Consider the following 19,690-nt stretch of genomic DNA (forward strand, 5'->3'; position numbering starts at 1 on the left):
TGCTTGTCGGGGTCAGTACGGGGTTCATCTGGAGTCCTTCCGGGTCAGGTCGGGTCGGGTGCGGCCGGGATCAGCGGTAGCGCCTGCCGAGTACAGCTTCAGTGTCCTTGATGATCAGCTGACGCAGCCGGAGGGAAACCTATTCCGACCGTCGCTGGGCGTAGGCGCGGAGATTCTCCACCTGCGCGGCGTCCAGCGACGGGCGGACCCGGGTGCGGGCGTCGGCGACGTCGTCGGCGGTGACCGTGGCGGCCTCGATGTTGCGGCGCATCGCCGAGAGTGCGGCCTCCCGCAGCAGAGCCGAGCAGTCGGCGGCCGAGTAGCCGTCGAGATCTGTTGCCAGCGACTCGATGTCGACGTCATCGGCGAGCGGGACGTTGCGTCCCGAGGTGCGCAGGATGTCGGCGCGTGCCTGTGCATCCGGTGGTGGGACGAATACCAGTCGCTCGAGCCGGCCCGGCCGCAGCAACGCCGGATCGATCAGATCCGGACGATTGGTGGCACCGAGGACGACGACGTCGGCCAGCGGTTCGACGCCGTCGAGTTCGGTGAGCAGCGCGGCGACCACGCGATCGGAGACCCCGGAATCCGACGACTGACCGCGCCGGGGCGCCAATGCGTCCACCTCGTCGAGGAAGATCAGGGAGGGCGCGGATTCCCGTGCGCGGTCGAACAAGTCGCGGACCGCACGCTCGGAGGCGCCGACCCACTTGTCCATCAGTTCGGCGCCCTTGACCGTGTGTACCGAGAGCCGACCCGACGCGGCCAACGCCCGTACCACGAAGGTCTTGCCGCAGCCGGGCGGTCCGTAGAGCAGCACCCCGCGCGGCGGATCGACACCGAGACGGGTGAACGTGTCGGGATGTTCGAGCGGCCACAGTACGGCCTCGGTGAGCGCCTGCCGGGTCTCGACCATGTCGCCGACGTCGTCGAGCGTGATCGATCCCAACGAGACCTCCGGCGACGTCGCACGCGACACCGGTCGGATCACCCCGACGGCGCCCCGCAGGTCCTCGGCGGTCAGTGCCGGTGAGGCCGTCGATCCGGCCGCGGTCACCCGGGCCGCAGCCCGCAGGGCCGCCTCCCGGGTCAGGGCCGCGAGATCACCGGCGACGAAACCAGGTGTCCGTGAGGCGATCTCGGAGAGCTGCAGGTCGCCCTCGGTGGGCACGCCGGTGAGAATGGCCGCGAGCAATCGGCCGCGCAGCGCCGCGTCGGGCAGCCCGATCGAGAGCTCCCGATCGCACAGTTGGGGATCGCGCAATCGGGTGTCGACCGCTGCCGGTTGTGTCGTGGTGGCGATCAGCGCGATCGTGCCAGGCTGATCATCCTTGCCTGCCAACGCTTCTCGCAGGGTGTCGAGGAGGAGTGTGGAGACCGGTTCGGCCTCGGCGGGTAGCAGGGCGTCGACGTCGGTGATCAGCAGGACCCCGCCGCCGGGACGCAGTGAGGATACGGCGTCGGTGACGGTGCGTAGTCGCGAATTCGCCTCGGTCGCACCGACGGTGGGGCCGTCGATCACGGCCAGCGGCCGCCCGTCCGCCACCGCGCGTACCAGCGTCGCCTTGCCCACCCCGGCCGGGCCGGTCAGCAACACTCCCAGGCGCGGGACCGCACCCAGGGTGCGCAACACCTCGGGCTGATCGAGCGTGATCCGCAGCCACTCGGTCAGTTTCGCCACCTGATCGTCGACGCCGACGAGTTCGGCCACCGGCCGCACCGCGCCTGCGCCCCCGCCGACAGCGCTCGCCACCCCGCCGACAGCGCCCGTCCCAGCACCGACAGCGCCCGTCACCGCGCCGGCAGCGCTCGGCGCGGTGGTGTCGGTCCACATCACTGCGGTGTTGGGCTGCACGCTTACCGGTGCGCCGGGCTCGGTGGCGGTCACCGTGAGAAGCTGTGTGGTCCAGGTGATCCCGACGGATCGGGCAAGGGTGCGCACTGCCTCGCTGGCGGTCAGTTCGGGTCCGAGGTCGCGGGGGAGCAGGGAGACGGTGTCGCCCACCGACAGCACCTTGCCGAGTAGCGCGCGTCGCAGGGTCGGCGCGTCGACGCCCTGGCTGGCCAGCGCCGACCCGGTGACCGTCACCCGGGTGGCGGCCTGCACCTGCACCGGCTCGACGACCACCTGGGCGTTCTCGCGGACGCCGGTGTTGGAGAAGGAGATGTCGTCGAGCAGGATCGTGCCGGTCGATGAGTCCGCGGGGGCAGCGGCGACGACGGCGGCGCTCACGCGCGCACCGGTGATGCGTACCGCATCCCATTCGCGGAGTCCGAGTGCGGTGAGTGCCTCGGGGTGCACGCGCACGATGCCGCGGCGGGCGTCGCCGGCCGACGGGTTCAGGCGCGCGGTCAGCGTGAGTTGGGCGCTCACGCGGTGGGGCTGTCGGCGTCGTCGGGATGGGGGGACGTGCCGTCCGCACGGGGGGTGCCAGTACCGGTGCCGACCGCGCCGGTGCCCGCGGGCCGGTGTAGCCCGAGGCGTGCCTGCGACTTCTTCATCGTCTGCCGACGCCGCGGAATGACGCGCCGTCCGGGCGTCTCGCGCGCCATGGCCCGTCGCTCCGCGCGACGTTCGCGCGGCGGCGCGTCCCAGTGCTCGGGGCGCGAGGCCACCCAGCGGCGGGAGCGCCAGGCGAACGGGATGTGCACGGCATAGCCCGCGATGCCGATGATCATCAGCACATACGGGAAGGTCACCAACAGCGCTGCACCGATGGCGACCAGGATCAGCAGGACCGGCAGAGCGCGCGGCGACACCTTCGCTGCCTTCAACGACGCCGTCGGTACCCGGCTGGCCGCGAGGAACGCGACGATGAGCAGCCACGTGCACACCACCGGCAGCGACGTCCACCAGCCTGACCCGAACTGCTGCAACAGCCCGACGGGCAGCAGCGCGATGATCGCGGCGGCCGGTGCGGGCACGCCGACGAAGAAGTCGCGGGTGTATGCGGGTGCGTCGTCGTCATCGAGGAGGGTGTTGAAGCGGGCCAGGCGCAGCACGATCGCGCAGGTGTAGACCAGGCCGATCAGCCAGCCGATGTCGGCGTGCTCCATCAGGGTCAGATACACCAGGAAGGCCGGCACCACACCGAAATTGATGGCGTCGGCGAGTGAGTCGATCTCCGCGCCGATCTTGGTGGTGGCACCCATCAGGCGCGCCACCCGCCCGTCGATGCCGTCGAGTAGTGCGGCCGCGACGAGCAGGGCCAGTGCCGCATTGATGTTGTCGTTGGAGGCGAATCGGATCGCGGTCATGCCCGCGCAGATCGCGAGGATCGTCAGCGCCGACGGCACGAACATCCGGCCGGCCGACGCCTGACGGCGCAGCCGCGACTGCTCGGCCGGGGTGTGTGCGCGTCCGGCCACGCGCGCGGGCGTGCGGTGCGGGGTTCCCGGCCGGTCGGCGCGCGGACTCATCGGCCTGCCGCTGGATCGGCGCCCGGGCCGAGGACGGCGATCGTCGTCTCGGCCCCGATCGTGCGCTGCCCGAGCCGGACCTGCGGCGTGGTGCCGGGCGGCAGGTAGACGTCCACCCGCGAGCCGAACCGGATGAGCCCGTAGGTGTCGCCGACCGACAGTGCGTCGCCGACCGTGGGATTGCACACGATTCGACGGGCGAGCAGCCCGGCGATCTGCACGACCGCGATGTCGGCGCCCGTCGCGGTGCGGATCGTCATGGTGGTGCGCTCGTTGACCTCGCTCGCGTCGGGGAGATCGGCCGACACGAACCGGCCGGGCGTGTGGGTCACCGAGGTCACCGTGCCGGCGATCGGCACGCGCTGCACGTGCACGTCGAACAGCGAGAGGAACACCGACACCCGGGGTCGCGGCGCGTCGCCGAGCCCGGACTCGGCGGGCGGCACGGCCTCGTCGAGAAGACTCACGGTCCCGTCGGCCGGGGCGGCCACCGCGAACGGATCGGTGGGCGCGACGCGGGCGGGATGCCGGAAGAAGGCCGCGCAGGCCCCGGCGGTCAGGACGGCCGGTGTCCGGATCCACCGGTGACGCCGACCGAGCACCGCGACGGCCGACGCCGCGGCGACAAAGGGGAGGCCCGCCGGATGGACCGGGGGTACGGTTTCGCGGGCCAGGGTGACCAGATGTGCCGGGGACAGTCCGTCTGGTGCGTCCTCACGCGGGCGCCTCGCCACAGTCATCCTCTCCGACGTCGTCCACGCGACCGATCGTCGCGCCCGTTCAGCTTAGAGCCCCGGGTGCCGGTGGCTCCACGTGCTGGGAGGCGGTGTGCATCGACGGCGGTTGTGCACAGCCGGTGAGGTCGGTGGCACATATCACCGAACGCATGTACAATAGATCAAGAGTTCGACGTACGCGCTACGGACACCGGGGGGTGGCAATGCTCGAGACGACCGACGATCTTCGCGAGTTCGCCTGTGCGCTCGTCGAGATGACGGCGGCGGCCACACAGGCCGATGCGGTGGAGCGGATCACCTTCCTGGAAGAACTGAAGTCCGCCGCCGCGGCCGCCCAGGTGCGCGAGACCGCCCGACTCGACGAACTGCGCGCCGCCGATGAAACCGAACGCAATGTGCCCCAAGGTAAGAGGGGTAAGGGGTTGTCGGCCGAGGTCGGTCTGGCGCGCAAGGCGTCGGCGCAGCGAGGTGGCCAATTCCTCGGGTTCGCGCGGGCCCTGGCCACCGAGATGCCGCACACCTTGGGTGCGCTCGAGGACGGCGATCTGACCGAGTGGCGCGCGACCATCCTGGTCCGCGAAACCGCCTATCTGACACGAGAATCCCGCGAGGAGATCGATCGTGTCGTCGCCGGGGACCGGCAGGCTCTGCTGAGCATGGGGGACAGGGCGTTGACCGCGCGGGCCAAGGAGTTGGCCTACGAGCTCGAACCCCGCACCGTCGTCGACCGCAAGGCGAAAGCCGAGCGCGATCGTCGGGTGGCGGTGCGGCCCGCCCCGGATCTGATGGCGCAGGTGTCGGCGCTGGTGCCGATGGCACAGGGGGTGGCGGTGTTCGCCGCGCTCACACGCCACGCCGATGCAATTGCCGGGTCCGACGGACGCACGCGGGATCAGATCATGGCCGACACCCTCGTCGAGCGGGTCACCGGTCAGGCGTGCGCCACCGCGGTGCCGGTCGCGGTGAACCTGGTGATCTCGGCCGAGACGATGCTCGGCGGGGATGCGTCTGCGGAGATCCCCGGATTCGGGCCGATCCCCGCCGAGATGGCGCGGCAGCTCATAGCCGACGGCGTCGACCCCGACGGCGAGACCGCCTCGACGATCCGGCGACTGTACGTACGGCCCGCGGAAGGCACGCTGGTGGCCGCCGACGCGCGGTCGCGGTGCTTCCCCTCGAGCCTCGCGCACTTCGTCCGCATGCGCGACCGGCGGTGTCGGGTTCCGTTCTGCGATGCGCCGATCGCCGAGATCGATCACGCCCGACCGCACCGGCACGGTGGGGAGACCTCGCTCGCCAACGCCGACGGCACCTGCGTGGCGCACAACCGCGCCAAGGAGGCCGATGGTTGGACCTACACGCCCATCGACACCGAATACGGGCACATCCTCGACGTCACGACGCCGACCGGCGCCTGGCATCGGAGCCGGGCGCCGCATCTGGTCGGCCGGCAGCCGCGTGCGTCGATGACCTCGACATGGCGAAAACCCAAACATCCCAATCGGTTACGCCCCGCCCGCCGACCACGCCGGTCACGTCAGCCGAACCACGTCCACCAGGTCGCCGGCCGCCAGTGACACGGTCTCGGCGGGGATGTCGACCAGCGCGTCGGCGTGGGCGAGGTTGCTCAGATGGTGTGATGCCGGTGGCCCGACGGTCGTGACGGCCGGTCCGTCGGGGTGGCGGACGAAGACCGCACGCTGGAACTGACGTTTGCCCGCCGGTGAGGTCAGGGCGGTGGTCAGTTGTGCGCGCAGCCGTTGTCGGCGCAGATGCTGGCCCATCGCGGCGCGCAGTGGGTCGCGGATGAACACCTCGAAGGACACCAGCGAACTCACCGGATTGCCGGGTAAGGTCACGATCGGCACGGACCGTCCGGCCGGACCGCGATAATGCCCGCAGCCCTGGGGCATCCCCGGCTGCATCGCGACCTTCACGAATTCCACCCCGCCGGTCATGCCCAGCGCTTCCTTGACGACCTCGAAGGCGCCGGCACTGACCCCGCCGGAGGTGAGGATGAGGTCGGCGTCGGCGGCGATCTCGTCGAGGCGATGCAAGAACTGGGTCGTGTCGTCGGGGACGAAATGCACGTGCCTGGCCTCGGCGCCGGCCTCGATGGCCGCCGCGGTCAGCATGGCGCCGTTGGATTCGTAGATCTGTCCGTGCCGCAACGGAATTCCCGGCGCCACCAGCTCGGAGCCGGTGGACAACACCGCCACCCGCATCGGCCGGAACACGCTCACCGTCGAGAACCCGAGCCCACACAGCAGCCCGATTTGCGCGGCACCGATACGGGTACCGGCCGGCAGCGCGGGCTGCCCGGCGACGATGTCGGAGCCCGCCGGGCGAATGTGCTTACCGGTCGGCACCGCGGTGGTAATGCCCACCTGCGTGCCCTCGACGGGTTCGGCGCCGCTGAACACGGCGGTGGTCAGTTCCACCGGCACCACCGCGTCGGCACCGGCCGGCATCGGTGCGCCGGTCATGATGCGGTGCGCAGTTCCCGGTGCCAGCGGCGGTGGGTCGACGCGGCCGGCCGGGATGTCGGCGTCGACGCGAAGGTGCACCGGCTGCGCCGGCGTGGCCGCGGCGACGTCAGCCGCGCGGACCGCGAAGCCGTCCATCGCGGAGTTGTCGAAGCCGGGTAACGAGATCGGGGCGACGACGTCGGCGGCGAGCACCCGACCCAGTGCGGCAGTGACGGGCATGATGACCGGCTCGGGCGGGCCGAACAGACTGGCGACGACCTGCTGGTGTTCGGTGACCGTACGCATGGCCCCAGCATGCCATCGCCCCCACGGCGCGCACGCACCGCCGACGCGCAGGTTCTCCCCACACACCCTAGATTTGTAGGATGACGCTCGGGTTGCTGATGGACATCGACGGTGTGATGGTCACGTCGTGGAAGGCGCTGCCCGGCGCGGTCGAGGCGGTCCGCATCCTCGCCGATCGCGGCCTGCCGCGGATGTTCTTGACCAACACGACGTCCCGTTCGCGCGGTCAGATCGCCGACGCCCTCAACAGCTGCGGGTTCGAGGTGTCGGCCGAGGAAATCCTCACCGCCGCCAAACTCACCGCCGAATACCTCGCTCAGACCTATCCGGGCAAGAAGGCGTGGGTACTCAACGAGGGCCCGATCGCCGACGACATGACCGGCATCGCCCTCACCGACGACCCGGCCCAGGCGCAGGTCGTGGTGCTCGGCGGCGCCGGACCGGTGTTCACCCATCGAGCGTTGTCGATCGTGCTCGAGTTGATGTTGGCCGGAGTGCCGGTGGTGGCGATGCACCGATCGATGATCTGGTCGACCGCCCAGGGACTGGCCATCGACACCGGCGTCTACCTCGAGGGCCTGGAGAAGGCGTCGGGTCGCAAGATCCGCGCCATCGGCAAACCGTCACCACTCGGCTTCCGTGCTGCAGTCGAGATGATGAATCTTGAGCCGACCCAGGTGGTGATGGTCGGCGACGACATGCACAACGACGTCCTCGGCGCGCAGGCGTCGGCGCTGATCGGGGTGCTCGTGCGGACCGGCAAGTTCCGCGAGGAGGCACTCGTCGCCCTGCAACGCGACGAGTTCGGGCCGGTCCCCGACCACGTCATCGACTCGATCGCCGACCTGCCCGCCCTCATCGAGAAACTCGACGGCTGAGGGCGCTACTCAGCCCTCGACGGCGCGCTTGATCTTGCCGAGCGTCTCGGCCATACCGAGTTTCAGCTCGGCCTCGAAGTTCTCGGTGCCGCCCATCAACTTGTCGACGAGCACCGACGACACCGTCGACGTCGTCCCGCCCGGCACCTCGCGACGCTCGGTCACGGTGACCCCGCTCGCCTTCGGTGTGATCGTGTAGCTCCACACGGTGCGGTTCTCGGCGACGCGGAAACCGAGTTCCTGGTTGGGGGAGAAGCGGACGATCTTCGACGTCGTCGGCCACACCAGCGGTCCGCGGCGGTTGACGTTGATCGTCTTGGTGCCCAGGCCCACCGGGCCGCGCACGATCATCTTCACGCACTGCGGACTCCATTCGCCCATGCGCTTGAGGTCGGAGATGACCTCCCACACCTGCTCGGGTGTGGCGTCGATGTCGATGGACTCCTCGATGAGTGGTGCGGCCATGCGGTGATTCCCCCTGCGTGGTGTCGGTCCGGCCGGACGGCGCGCGCCGTCCTCTCTGGGGACACTAGGGCACTTATTGAGCAAGCGTCAATAAGCTCATGAGTCACAAGCCCGGGGCGTCAGGCCAGCAGGACCGCCGCGATCACCGCGCCGATACCGAGGAACACCGTCGCGGTCACCCAGATCGCCGGATGCTCGCCGTCGTCGTCGAGCAGCAGGGTGCCGAGCTTGCCGGGGGTGAGCCAGTCGATCAGGACGAACGACCACATCATCACCGCGATGGTCAGCGCGACGTAGACGATGGTGTAGACCAGCCCGCGCCACAGTTCGAGATAGGCGGTGTCGATCACCGAACAGACCATCACCGCTGCCAGTCCGATCACCATCGAGACGGTCAGGATCGTGGCGTTGCGGTTGTGGTCGACCCAGACCAGCTGCCGCAGCCGGCCCGGCGTCACCAGATCGAGGGCGACGAAGCCGACGATCAGCAGCGCGATCCCCACCAGGGAGAACGACGCACCATGTGCCAGGTTGTCCCGCAAGATCTCCACTGAAACCCTCCCGTTCTCGGCACGTCAGCGGCGAACCGCATCCCTGCGGAGAACCCTAGGCCATCACCGGCGCCCGATCGGGCAAGAAGATCAAACCCTGGATGGGCCAAACCCTTACGCGGGTAGCGGGTCGGTTGTGTACTGCCACACCATGACCTGGTTGTTGCGCCTGCTCGAGTCCGAGCACCGGCATCTGCTGAGGGGTGTGGAGAGTTTGTGCCCGGAGGGGGTCGGCGCCACCGATCTCGGCACCGACCCCGTCCGGGTCGAGATCAGGACAGGGCGACCAGATCGTAGGAGTTGACGTTGCGTGCCAGGCTCTGCACGTGCTCGGTCGCGTCGCCGAGGGTGTGGCTGATCGCGGTCAATCGGCTCGTGTAATGGCCGACCGGGTACTCGGCGGTCATCCCGATACCGCCGTGCATCTGGATCGCCTCCTGGCCGATGTGACGGCCTGAGCGGCAGATCTGCAGCTTGGCGCGTGAGGCGATCACCGGGTCGGAGATGCCGTCGGCGAGCGCGGTCGTGGCATACAGGCTCATCGACCGCGCCAGCTCGAGCTGCACGTACATGTCGGCCGCCCGGTGCGTCAGCGCTTGGAAGGTCGCCAGTGTCACCCCGAACTGCTTGCGCGTCTTGAGGTAATCGACGGTCAGGTCGAGTGCGCGTTCCATCGCCCCGACTGCCTCCGCGCACAGCGCGGTCTGGATGCCGACCTCGACGTCGGCGAGCAGTGCCGAGGCGTCGCCGGAACCGAGGCGGGTGGCCGGGGCGCCGTCGAAGACGATCTGAGCGCCTCGACGCCGATCGTGGGTCCGGTAGGCGGTTCGGGTGACGCCCTCGGCGTCGGCGTCGACGAGGTACAGCCCGACCTCGCCGTTCTCGCGCGCCGACACGATCAGCTTGTCCGCGCAATCACCGTGCGGCACCAGCGATTTGGTTCCGGTGAGCTTCCCGTCGGCGGCGGTGGTGGCCACCGCGGCCGCAGGCCAGCGGTCGCCGGCCTCCTGATGGGCGAAGGCCAGGAGCAACTCGCCGCCGGCCAGGCCGCCGAGGAGTTCCTCGCGCAGGTCGCCTTCGGCGGTCGCGACGATCAGCGAGCCCGGGACCAACGCCGCGTCCAGGTACGGCTCGGGTGCCAGCGCTCGGCCGATCTCACCCATGACCGAGGCGAACTCGACGGGGCCCGCTCCGGCGCCGCCGTCTTCCTCGGGAATGGTCAGGCCGAGGATGCCGATGTCGGCCAACGACTTCCAGACGTCGCGGCTCCAGCCCAGCTCGGTGTCGGTGACCTTGCGTAGCGTCTCGACGTCGTAGGTCTTGCTCAGCACGTCGCGGACGGTGTCGCGCAACATCGTCTGTTCTTCGGACAGTTCGAAATCCATGTGTGTTCCTCGTGTGTCGGGAGGTCGAATGGTCGTGTGTGCGGCGCGATTACAGGCCGAGCACGGCCTTGTCGATGATCTGGCGCTGGACCTCCGACGAACCGCCGTAAATGGTCACCTTGCGGTAGTTCAGATAGGTCGGCACCGACAACTGCGCCCACTCCGGGGCCTCGATGTCGGCCGATCCGTTGGGCGCGGCCGGGTCGAGTCCGGCGACCGGAAGCGAATCCGGGCCCGCGATGTCGGCGAGCAACTCCATCGCTTCCTGCTGCAGCTGGCTCCCGCGAAGCTTGAGCAGCGACGATGCGGGGTTGGGCTTGCCGTCGGCCGACGATGCGACCACACGCAGCTGGGTCAGCTCCAGGGCGAGGATCTCGTTCTCGAGTTCGGCGAGGCGCGCGGCGAGGAACGGGTCCTCGATCAGTGGCTTGCCGTCGGCCGCGGTGATCTCACGGGCGAGTTCCTTGGCGCGGGCCAGCTTGGTCTTGGTGTAGCCGACGCGCGCGATGCCGCTGCGCTCGTTGCCCAGCAGGAACTTCGCCTGCGTCCACCCCTGGTTCTCCTCGCCGACGAGGTTCTCCACCGGAACCCGCACGTCGTTGAAGAAGACCTCATTGACCTCGTAACCGCCGTCGATCAACTGGATCGGACGCAGTTCGACGCCGGGGGTGTCCATCGGGAACAGCAGCATCGAGATGCCGGCCTGCTTCTTGACGTCGGGGTCGGTGCGGCACAGGCAGAAGATCCAGTCGGCGAACTGGCCGAGGGTGGTCCAGGTCTTCTGGCCGTTGACGACGTAGTGGTCGCCGTCGCGCACCGCGCGGGTCTTCAGCGACGCGAGGTCCGAGCCCGCCTCTGGCTCGGAAAAGCCCTGGCACCACCAGATGTCGAGATTGGCGGTCTTGGGCAGAAAGCGTTCCTTCATCTCCTGCGACCCGAACTGGGCGATGACGGGCCCGATCATGCCCGCGTTGAACGGCAGCATGTCGGGCACCGACGCGAGGCTCATCTCCTCGCGGTAGATGTGGTGCTGGATCGGGGTCCAGTCCTGGCCGCCCCATTCGGTCGGCCAGTGCGGTACGGCGTAGCCCGCCTCGTTCATGATGCGGGTGGTGGTGACGATGTCCTCGGGGTAGTTCAGCTTCCCGGCGGCCGAGCGTTCGCGCAGGTCCTTGGGGATCGCGGTGGTGAAAAATGTCCGAAGTTCGTCGCGGAAGGCTTCTTCACTTGAACTGAATTTCAGGTGCATGCCTACCTTCATACTCTCCGAGGTCGCGGGCGCAAACCCGGGCCCGGAGATTCGCCCGCCGGCGGGTGCGCGCCGACGCCAGTCCGCCGAGGACGGCGAGTGCGAGCACGTACCCGACGTAGATCGCGACGGTGGCGCGCAGACCGAGGTGGCCGACAACGAGTCCGGCGATCACCGCGGGCACGCTGAAGGCCACGTAGCTGACGATGAAGACCGCCGAGAAGACCTGGCCCCGCGCAGGAGCGGGTGTCTGCGCGCTGATCGAGTCCAATGCACCGAGGAAGGTCCCGGCGAATCCGGATCCGGCGATCAGCGAGCCGACGATGTACACCGGCAGTGACTCGGTGAGCACGCCGGCCAGCGAGATGACCGCACCACCGGCGAGCGCCGGATAGCCGAAGGCCAGTTTGGCCTGCGGCGCCCACGACGTGACCAGCAACGAGGTCAGCGCGCCGGCGGCGAAGAAGGCGAACAGCAGTAGGCCCGCTTCGGCGTGATTGGCGACGCCGAACACGCGCGCCACCACCGATGAGCCGAGCGAGAGGTAGAGGCCACCGAGCGACCATGTGGCCACGAACGCGGGGATGGCCGCCCAGAACAGCGGGCGCACCGCGGCGGGCACCGACGCCTGCGGAGCCAGGGTGCCGAGCAGGTGACGTCGTGACGAGAAGCCCACGCGCTCAGACGTTTCCGGCACGATCAGCAGTGCGATCAGGAGGACGGCGTAGAGGGCGAGGACGATCTCGTAGACCAGGAAGCGAGGGTGGGGAGCGTACTGAACGAGAACGCCGGCCACCGCGACCCCGCCGGCGAGACCGATGGTCGGCCCCGCCCCGGTGATCGCCGACGACAGGCGGGGGCTCGGTGCCATGTCGACGACGGTCGCCGTCAGGGTGCCGATCGCAGCACCGGTCGCCAATCCCTGCAGCGCACGGGCTGCCATCAGGGTGCCGACGCCGTCGGCGACGAGGAACAGCGCCATGCTCGCGATCAGCAGCACCAGGGCAACCGCGAGGACGGGCCGTCGGCCGATGTGATCGGAGAGCGATCCCACCGACAGCAGGCTGATCAGCATCGTGACGACGTAGATCGCGAAGACGCCGGTCAGGGTGAACGACGAGAAACCCCACAGCTGTTGGTAGACGGGATAGAGCGGTGAGGGCGCCGCCGACGCGAACAGCACCATCACCACCGTGGCGGTGACCACCCAGAACGCGCGGTGCGGATGTAGACGCGACACGGGAACCTCCGAAGTTGACGAGCCGGCTAAAGCAAAGGCGTTTGCGTTAGTCAAACTAGCCGGGATGGACTCCTAAAGCAACGCGGTTTGCAATAATCGATTCCATGAGTGCGACAACGGCGACGAATGTGCAGGTGGACGAGGGGCAGCACCCACGACGGCCCGGTGGACGCAGTGCTCGCGTGCAGCAGGCGGTCTACCGCGCCGTGGGACAACTCGTCGGTGCCGGCGAGCGCGAGACCATGACCATCCCGCAGGTCGCCGAGCTCGCCGGGGTCAATCCGACGTCGATTTACCGGCGTTGGGGATCGATCACCGCACTCGTCGAGGAGGTGGCGGTCGCCGTCCTCACCCAGGGCGAGGACCTCCCCGAGACCGGCACCCTGCGTGGCGATCTCACCGAGTGGGCACAGATCATCGCCGCCGACATCGGACGGCCCAAACGTCGGTCTTACCTACGGGCGATGATCGTCGCGCGCGATGAACTCGTCGACGAATGCCCGTGCTGGGAGATCCGGCGCGACCAGGCGCAGCAGATGGTGGCCCGCGCCGCCGAACGCGGCGAGCCCACACCGACCGTCGAGCAGATCCTCGACCACATCATCGCGCCGCTCTATCACCACGCCGTGTTCGGCAAGGCCATCGACGACTCGTTCGCCGCGCAACTGGCCGGCGATGTGATGGCGATGATCGTCTGATCAGCCGCCGATCGCGCGTCGGAAGAACGGCCACGACCGGTGGAGCTGATCCTGCCAGTAGCCCCATGAGTGGGTGCCCGGCCGGCCGATGTCGGCGGTGTAGGGGATGTGCAGTCCGTTGAGGCGTCCGAGGAGTTGCTGGGTGCAGATGCTGGTGGCCGCCTCGATCCCGCCGCCGAGCACCACCTGATCGGTCAGCGTGATCGGGTCGCGCACCGCCTGCGGGGTGTCGTGCGGACCGGGCAGACCACTGGAGTTGGAGATGTAGAGCGCGGTGCCGCGCAGCTTGCCCGCATTGAGGACGGGATCGTTGGCACGCCATAGCGGCCCGTTGTCGGGGCCCCACATGTTCACGGTGTTGCCACCGCCGCGACCGTCGACGACGAGCTTGATGTACTGCTGTCCCAACGGGTCCGACGTCGAGGCGCAACCGCTGTAGGACGCCGCCGCCCGATAGAGCCCGCGGTGCGCGATCGCCAGATTGAGCACCGAGGTCCCCGACGATGAGATGCCGCCGATCGCGTTACGTCCGCTCGTGCGGTAGGCCGAGTCGATGACCGCGGGCAACTCCGAGCCGAGGAACGTCGACCACTTGTTGACGCCGAGCGTCGGATCACGACGAATCCAGTCGGTGTAGTAACTGAATGCTCCCTGCTCGGGGATGACGACGTAGACGTTCTTGTCGGCGAAGAACGACTCGATGTCGGTCCGCGCGAGCCAGGAGGCGCTGTCCTCACCGCCGCCGGCGCCGTTGAGCAGGTACAGCACGCCTCGCGGCTGCGACGGATCGCGCGGCTTGATCACCGTCAGCGGGATGTCGCGGTCCATCGCATCGGAGTGCACGACGATGGTGGTGAGCTTCTCCGACGGCGAGCCCGCCGAGACCATGTGCCCGGCCGCATGGGCGTCGGGAGCCACACCGACCGGGACGAGTAGCGCTGCGATGGCCAGCGCCGCGATCAACAGTCCGCGTCGTGCTCGTCGCGTCATCCCCGGGCCCCGTTTCGTGTGCTTGTGGATGGAGTGGACGCTATCAGGGTCGACGCCCGCTAGGGTGGGCGCGCATGAGGCATGTGCATGCATTCGGTGACGACGCACTCGGGCAGTCCGACGCACTCGGCGTGGCGGCGGCCATCGCCGCGGGGGAGATCTCGGCGACCGAGGCCGTCGACGCCGCGCTCGAGCGGATCGACCGGGTCAACCCGCAGATCAACGCGATCGCCGTCGACGACAGGGAACGTGCCCGCAAGCGCGCCGCCGACGACGATTTCGGTGGCGGGGTGTTCGCCGGTGTGCCCTCGGTCATCAAGAACAACACCCTGATGGCGGGTATCCCGACGACCCACGGGTCCGCGGCGGTCCCCGAGCGGGTGGCCACTGCCAACGAGCCGTTCACCGATCAGCTGCTCGCCACCGGACTGAACATCGTCGGGGCGTCGACGCTGCCGGCGTTCGGCCTGACCGCGACGACCGAATTCGTCGACCGTGACCCCACCCGCAATCCCTGGGACACCGACTACTCCTCGGGCGCGTCCTCCGGCGGATCGGCCGCACTCGTCGCATCGGGGGCGTTGCCGATCGCGCACGGCAACGACGGCGGCGGATCGATCCGGATTCCGGCCGCCGCGTGCGGACTCGTGGGACTCAAACCCAGCCGCGACCGGGTGGTGGCCTCGCCCGAGGGTACGGCGATGCCCATCGACCTCATTTCCAACGGGGTCATCAGTCGCAGTGTGCGCGACACCGCCCACTTCCTCGCCGATGCCGAGAAGTTTTGTCCGGCACCGGGTCTCCCACCCGTGGGCCTCGTCGAGGGGCCATCGGAGCGGCGCCTGCGCATCGCCATGCTCACCGAGCCGCTGACCGGACAGTTGCTCGACGACGACACCCAGGCCGGCCTGACCGCCACCGCCGAACTCCTCGAAAGCCTGGGCCATCGCACCGAATTCATCCCGGTTCCCGTCGACCGTGCCTACGTCACCCAGTTCACCGACTACTGGGCGATGCTGGCGTTCTCGCTGGACCGATTCGGAAAACGGATGATCGACAAGGGTTTCGACCGCAGCAAGCTCGATTCGTTCACCCGCGGACTCTCGCGCATGTACCTGCGCCGCATGTGGCGTACGCCGTCGGTGATCCGCGGACTCAAACAGTCGACCGTGCGCTTCCGGGAAACCTTCGCCCGCTTCGACGCGGTCCTCTCGCCGACGCTGGCACACACCACCCCGAAGATCGGATACCTCGATCCCGCAGGCGATTTCGACGAGATCTTCGACCGGCTGACCCGCTACGTCGCGTTCACCCCGGCCAACAACACCTCCGGCGCGCCGGGTATCAGCCTGCCGCTCGCGCAGACCTCGCAGGGCCTGCCCCTCGGCATGCACTTCACCACCGACCTCGGTGACGAGCGCACGCTGCTCGAACTCGCCTACGAACTCGAGGCGGCACAACCGTTCGCACGAATCAACGACGCCGGCTGACGCCGGAACTCTGGGGGAGATGTCGGGTGTTGATCGACGAGCTGACGGAATTACTGGGCATCGATGTCGACGTGATCAGCGTCGGTGCTCTGACCGACAACGGCGTTGCTCGACGGATACTCGCCTAGGCCGTGCCTCTTTGACCGATGTACTCCCAGTCCAGCGCCCCTCAGCCCAGCGCGACCGACAGCCGATCCGCGAAGTCCGTCATCACCTGTCGATCTCCCGGGACACCCGGCTGCCAGGGCAGTCGCAGGCGGTCCCGATCCCGATCGGCGTAACGCGGTATGACGTGCAGGTGAAAGTGGAAGACGGTCTGCCAGGCGTCGGCGCCGCAGCAGTTGAGGAGATTCACGCCGTCGGCGTCGAGGTCGCCGACCACGGCGCGGGCGATCCGCTGCGCTTCGAGGGTGACCGCGGTCAGATCCTGCGCGTCGATGTCGAGTAGATCGGTGCTGTGGCGCTTGGGGATCACCAGCAGATGGCCGTCGTTGCCCGGCGCGATGTCCATGAACGCGTAGGTGGCCTCGGTTTCCGACACCCGGACACTCGGCGCCGTACCCGCGACGATCGCGCAGAAGATGCAGTTGGTCATGCCCGAATGGTAAAGGCGTGTCTCCCGAGATCACCTCGGGAGACACGCCTTCGGGTCGTCGGATGGCGTCTTAGTGCGCCACCGCCTCTTCGGCGCCCACGCCGGTCAGGGAGCGAACCTCCATCTCGGCGTTGCGTTCCGGGGTACCGCGATCCGACGGCGAGGTCAGCGTGCCGACGATACCGAGCACGAAGGCCAACGGGATCGAGACGATGCCGGGATTCTCCAACGGGAACCAGGCGAAGTCGGCGCCGGGAATCATCGAGGTGGCCTTACCGGAGACCGCGGGCGAGAACACGATGAGCAGCAGCGTCGAACCGAGGCCACCATAGATGCTCCACAGCGCACCGCGGGTGTTGAAGCGCTTCCAGTACAGCGAATACACAATTGTCGGCAGATTGGCCGCAGCGGCGATGGCGAACGCCAGGGCCACCAGGAAGGCCACGTTCTGGCCGTTGGCGAGAATGCCGAGCACGATTCCGAGGACGCCGAGAGTGATTGCGGCGTAGCGTGATACGCGGACCTGCTCGTCCTCGCTGACCTTGCCGCGCTTGATGACGCTGGCGTAGATGTCGTGGGCGAAGGACGCCGAGGCGGTGATCGTCAGTCCGGCGACGACGGCGAGGATCGTCGCGAACGCGACGGCTGCGATGATGCCGAGCAGGATCGTGCCACCGAGTTCGAAGGCGAGTAGTGGCGCTGCGGCGTTCTCCTTGCCGGCGGCCGCGAGGATGCGGTCGGGTCCGACGATCGCGGCGGCACCGTAACCGAGGATGAGGGTGAACAGGTAGAACGCACCGATGAGCGCGATCGCCCAGACCACCGAGCGCCGAGCCTCTTTCGCGGTCGGGACGGTGTAGAAACGCATCAGCACATGCGGTAGGCCGGCGGTGCCGAGAACCAGGGCGATGGCCAGTGAGATGAAGTTGATCTGCGATTCCATCGACCCGCCGTACTTGGCGCCGGGCGCGAGAACGTCACGGGCGGCGACCTTTTCGCTAGACGATCCGCTGATCGCATCCTGCGCGCCACCCAGGATGTGGGACACGTTGAGCCCGAACTTGGCCAGCACCAGGACCGTCATGAACGCGGCACCCGCGATCAGCAGCACAGCCTTGATGATCTGCACCCAGGTGGTGCCCTTCATTCCGCCGACGAGCACATAGACGATCATCAGGGCGCCGACCACGGCGATCACGATCGACTGCCCGGTCCGCGATGTCACGTCGAGCAGCAGGGCGACCAGACCGCCGGCGCCGGCCATCTGCGCCAGCAGATAGAACAGCGAGACCGCCAGCGTCGAGATCGCCGCCGCCAGTCGTACCGGGCGCTGCTTGAGGCGGAAGCTCAAGACGTCGGCCATGGTGAATTTGCCGGTGTTGCGCAGCAATTCGGCGACGAGCAGCAATGCCACCAGCCATGCCACGAGGAATCCGATGGAGTAGAGGAAGCCGTCATAGCCGTACACGGCGATGGCGCCGGCGATGCCGAGGAAGCTGGCGGCGGAGAGATAGTCACCGGCGATGGCGATGCCGTTCTGGGGTCCGGAGAACGTGCGGCCACCGGTGAAGTAGTCGGTGGCCGACGCGTTCTTCTTGCTCGCGCGGATCACCACGAACAACGTGATGGCGACGAAGGCGACGAAGATGGCGATGTTCGCGATGGGGTTACCCACGGCGGCAGATGCTGCGAGAGTGGTCATTTGGCGGCCTCGTTCATCATCTCGGTGCGGATCGCCTCGGCCTTGGGGTCGAGGTCACGATTGGCGAAGCGGACGTAGAGCCCGGTGATGACGAACGTCGTCACGAACTGCAGCAGGCCGAGAATGAGCCCGAGGTTGATGTCGCCCCACACCCGGGTTGCCATGAAGTCGTGCGCGAACGCCCCGAGCAGCACGTACACCGCGTACCACAGCAGAAAGAAGGCGGTCATCGGGAACACGAAGCGGCGCAGGGTGCGCTTGAGATCCTGGAATTGCGGACTGGCCTGCATCGCGACGTATTGTTCGCCCGTCGGATGCGCGGGCGCCGGCGGCGACGCCGGCGTGGGTTGGTCGACAGTGGACACGAGATCCTCCCAAACTGTGATGGTTCGCCCAAACTGTGATGGTCGATGACTCACAGAGTCGATGAGGGCCATGTCACACACAATGGGGTGGCGCGGGTCACACGACGAAACCGGTCATCCGTGCGGTGGGCGGTCGGTCGGCCCAGACGAACGGTCGGAGTCGATCGGCCCGCAACCACACGACGGTGGGAGAGGATGGCCGTATGACGCTTCTGTGGGATCAGCATGCATGTCTGCCGCTGCAACCCGACGCCGACGTCGGATACCTGCGGCGATTCGACCGCAACGGACCGACATATGTGTCGGTCAACGTCGGCTACTCACCGCAGAGCTTCGACGATTCGTCGTTGCTGCTGAGGCGTTTCCGGGCCGCGATCACCGACCACCCGGGCCTGGCGCTCGCGACGACGCCGTCCGACATCGAGGCCGCGGTCGGGCGGATCGCGGTGGCCTTCGATCTCGAGGACTCCAATCCCCTCGACGGTGACCTCGACAACGTCGCCCGGTTCGTCGACCTCGGCGTTCGCACGATGCTCCCGACGTACAACCACGCCAACCGCGCCGGGTGTGGATGCCTCGATACCGACGACACCGGACTGACCGCGTGGGGTCGCGACCTCGTCGCCGAGATGAATTCGGCCGGGATGGTGCCTGACGGTTCGCACTGCTCGGTGCGCACCGGCCTCGATCTGTGCGAGGTGTCGAGCAAGCCCGTCATCTACAGCCATTCGTGCATGCGCGGTGTGTGGGATCACCCTCGCAACATCACCGACGATCAGGCCCGCGAGTGCGCCGCGACCGGCGGGGTCGTCGGGATCACCGGTGTCGGGATCTTCCTCGGCCCCAACACCCCGACGCTCGAGGCGATGACCCGCCACCTCGAGTACGCGGTCGAACTCGTCGGCATCGAGCACGTCGGCGTCAGCACCGATCACTCCTTCGACGCCGAGGACTTCCTCGCCGAGATCCGCGACCATCCCGAGGCGTTCGACGAGTCCTACACGCGGTGGGGTCCGATCCGCTGGATGGCGCCGGAGGCTTTCGTCACCCTGGGAAGCCATCTGGCCCAACGTGGTTGGGCCGCCGACGACATCACCGCGGTACTCGGCGGCAACTTTCGGCGGGTTGCTGAGTGCTCCTGGTGACGGTGC

The 19,690-nt window shown here is 68.2% G+C and carries 18 protein-coding genes; 5 read left to right on the forward strand and 13 right to left on the reverse strand.

Annotated elements, in window-relative coordinates; genetic code table 11:
- Nucleotides 1–139 precede the first annotated feature (139 nt).
- The 3 genes from GOPIP_RS24020 to GOPIP_RS24030 are packed head-to-tail and all read right to left on the reverse strand — an operon-like array spanning nt 140 to nt 4,154.
- Nucleotides 140–2,374, reverse strand: a complete 2,235-nt coding sequence (locus GOPIP_RS24020; RefSeq protein ID WP_006372435.1) for an AAA family ATPase — start codon at nt 2,372–2,374, stop codon at nt 140–142.
- A complete protein-coding gene (locus GOPIP_RS24025) occupies nt 2,371–3,420 on the reverse strand; it encodes a CDP-alcohol phosphatidyltransferase family protein (RefSeq protein WP_006372436.1) in 1,050 nt (349 codons plus the stop codon). The genes GOPIP_RS24020 and GOPIP_RS24025 overlap by 4 nt, the downstream gene beginning before the upstream one ends.
- Entirely contained in the window at nt 3,417–4,154 is a 738-nt protein-coding gene (locus tag GOPIP_RS24030) for a phosphatidylserine decarboxylase (protein WP_006372437.1), read from the reverse strand. Before GOPIP_RS24030 ends, GOPIP_RS24025 begins: the two co-directional genes overlap by 4 nt.
- A gap of 206 nt (nt 4,155–4,360) precedes the next feature.
- Between GOPIP_RS24030 and GOPIP_RS24035 the strand changes: the two genes are divergently transcribed.
- Nucleotides 4,361–5,734, forward strand: coding sequence for an HNH endonuclease (locus tag GOPIP_RS24035; RefSeq protein WP_035728796.1), 1,374 nt, complete (start codon nt 4,361–4,363; stop codon nt 5,732–5,734).
- Here GOPIP_RS24035 and moeA read toward each other — a convergent pair.
- Nucleotides 5,690–6,931, reverse strand: coding sequence for a molybdopterin molybdotransferase MoeA (moeA, locus tag GOPIP_RS24040; RefSeq protein ID WP_006372439.1), 1,242 nt, complete (start codon nt 6,929–6,931; stop codon nt 5,690–5,692). The genes GOPIP_RS24035 and moeA overlap by 45 nt on opposite strands.
- An 80-nt stretch (nt 6,932–7,011) precedes the next feature.
- Here moeA and GOPIP_RS24045 point away from each other — a divergent pair, with 80 nt between their 5' ends.
- Entirely contained in the window at nt 7,012–7,809 is a 798-nt protein-coding gene (locus tag GOPIP_RS24045) for an HAD-IIA family hydrolase (protein ID WP_006372440.1), read from the forward strand.
- 9 nt (nt 7,810–7,818) lie between these two features.
- Here the strand turns inward: GOPIP_RS24045 and GOPIP_RS24050 are convergent, their stop codons facing one another.
- The 5 genes from GOPIP_RS24050 to GOPIP_RS24070 form a co-directional block, all read right to left on the reverse strand.
- Nucleotides 7,819–8,274: an SRPBCC family protein gene (locus GOPIP_RS24050; protein WP_006372441.1), complete on the reverse strand. Its 456-nt coding sequence runs from the start codon at nt 8,272–8,274 to the stop codon at nt 7,819–7,821.
- A 119-nt stretch (nt 8,275–8,393) separates the two neighbouring features.
- Entirely contained in the window at nt 8,394–8,825 is a 432-nt protein-coding gene (locus GOPIP_RS24055) for a DUF350 domain-containing protein (RefSeq protein WP_006372442.1), read from the reverse strand.
- Nucleotides 8,826–9,097: 272 nt separating this feature from the next.
- On the reverse strand, nt 9,098–10,210 hold the full coding sequence (locus GOPIP_RS24060; RefSeq protein ID WP_006372443.1) for an acyl-CoA dehydrogenase family protein: 1,113 nt from the start codon (nt 10,208–10,210) through the stop codon (nt 9,098–9,100).
- Nucleotides 10,211–10,259: 49 nt separating this feature from the next.
- A complete protein-coding gene (locus GOPIP_RS24065) occupies nt 10,260–11,459 on the reverse strand; it encodes an acyl-CoA dehydrogenase family protein (RefSeq protein WP_006372444.1) in 1,200 nt (399 codons plus the stop codon).
- Nucleotides 11,434–12,699, reverse strand: coding sequence for an MFS transporter (locus GOPIP_RS24070; RefSeq protein ID WP_006372445.1), 1,266 nt, complete (start codon nt 12,697–12,699; stop codon nt 11,434–11,436). The genes GOPIP_RS24065 and GOPIP_RS24070 overlap by 26 nt, the downstream gene beginning before the upstream one ends.
- Before the next feature lie 104 nt (nt 12,700–12,803).
- Here GOPIP_RS24070 and GOPIP_RS24075 point away from each other — a divergent pair, with 104 nt between their 5' ends.
- Nucleotides 12,804–13,397, forward strand: a complete 594-nt coding sequence (locus tag GOPIP_RS24075) for a TetR/AcrR family transcriptional regulator (RefSeq protein WP_006372446.1) — start codon at nt 12,804–12,806, stop codon at nt 13,395–13,397.
- Here GOPIP_RS24075 and GOPIP_RS24080 read toward each other — a convergent pair whose 3' ends face one another.
- A complete protein-coding gene (locus GOPIP_RS24080; RefSeq protein WP_006372447.1) occupies nt 13,398–14,387 on the reverse strand; it encodes an alpha/beta hydrolase in 990 nt (329 codons plus the stop codon).
- 74 nt (nt 14,388–14,461) lie between these two features.
- On the opposite strand from GOPIP_RS24080, the gene GOPIP_RS24085 reads away from it, so the two are divergent.
- A complete protein-coding gene (locus tag GOPIP_RS24085; protein ID WP_020172405.1) occupies nt 14,462–15,877 on the forward strand; it encodes an amidase in 1,416 nt (471 codons plus the stop codon).
- A 169-nt stretch (nt 15,878–16,046) separates the two neighbouring features.
- Here the strand turns inward: GOPIP_RS24085 and GOPIP_RS24090 are convergent, their stop codons facing one another.
- The 3 genes from GOPIP_RS24090 to GOPIP_RS24100 all read right to left on the reverse strand — a co-directional run bounded on the left by GOPIP_RS24090 (nt 16,047) and on the right by GOPIP_RS24100 (nt 18,539).
- On the reverse strand, nt 16,047–16,472 hold the full coding sequence (locus GOPIP_RS24090; RefSeq protein WP_006372449.1) for an HIT family protein: 426 nt from the start codon (nt 16,470–16,472) through the stop codon (nt 16,047–16,049).
- A 70-nt stretch (nt 16,473–16,542) separates the two neighbouring features.
- Entirely contained in the window at nt 16,543–18,174 is a 1,632-nt protein-coding gene (locus GOPIP_RS24095) for a monocarboxylic acid transporter (protein ID WP_006372450.1), read from the reverse strand.
- On the reverse strand, nt 18,171–18,539 hold the full coding sequence (locus tag GOPIP_RS24100) for a DUF485 domain-containing protein (RefSeq protein ID WP_006372451.1): 369 nt from the start codon (nt 18,537–18,539) through the stop codon (nt 18,171–18,173). The genes GOPIP_RS24095 and GOPIP_RS24100 overlap by 4 nt, the downstream gene beginning before the upstream one ends.
- A gap of 203 nt (nt 18,540–18,742) precedes the next feature.
- Here GOPIP_RS24100 and GOPIP_RS24105 point away from each other — a divergent pair, with 203 nt between their 5' ends.
- Nucleotides 18,743–19,684 carry a dipeptidase gene (locus GOPIP_RS24105; protein WP_006372452.1) on the forward strand — a complete coding sequence of 314 codons (942 nt, stop codon included), beginning with the start codon at nt 18,743–18,745 and terminating at the stop codon, nt 19,682–19,684.
- Nucleotides 19,685–19,690: the final 6 nt, after the last annotated feature.

This window comes from Gordonia polyisoprenivorans NBRC 16320 = JCM 10675 (assembly GCF_000241325.1).
Classification (GTDB): Bacteria; Actinomycetota; Actinomycetes; order Mycobacteriales; family Mycobacteriaceae; genus Gordonia; species Gordonia polyisoprenivorans.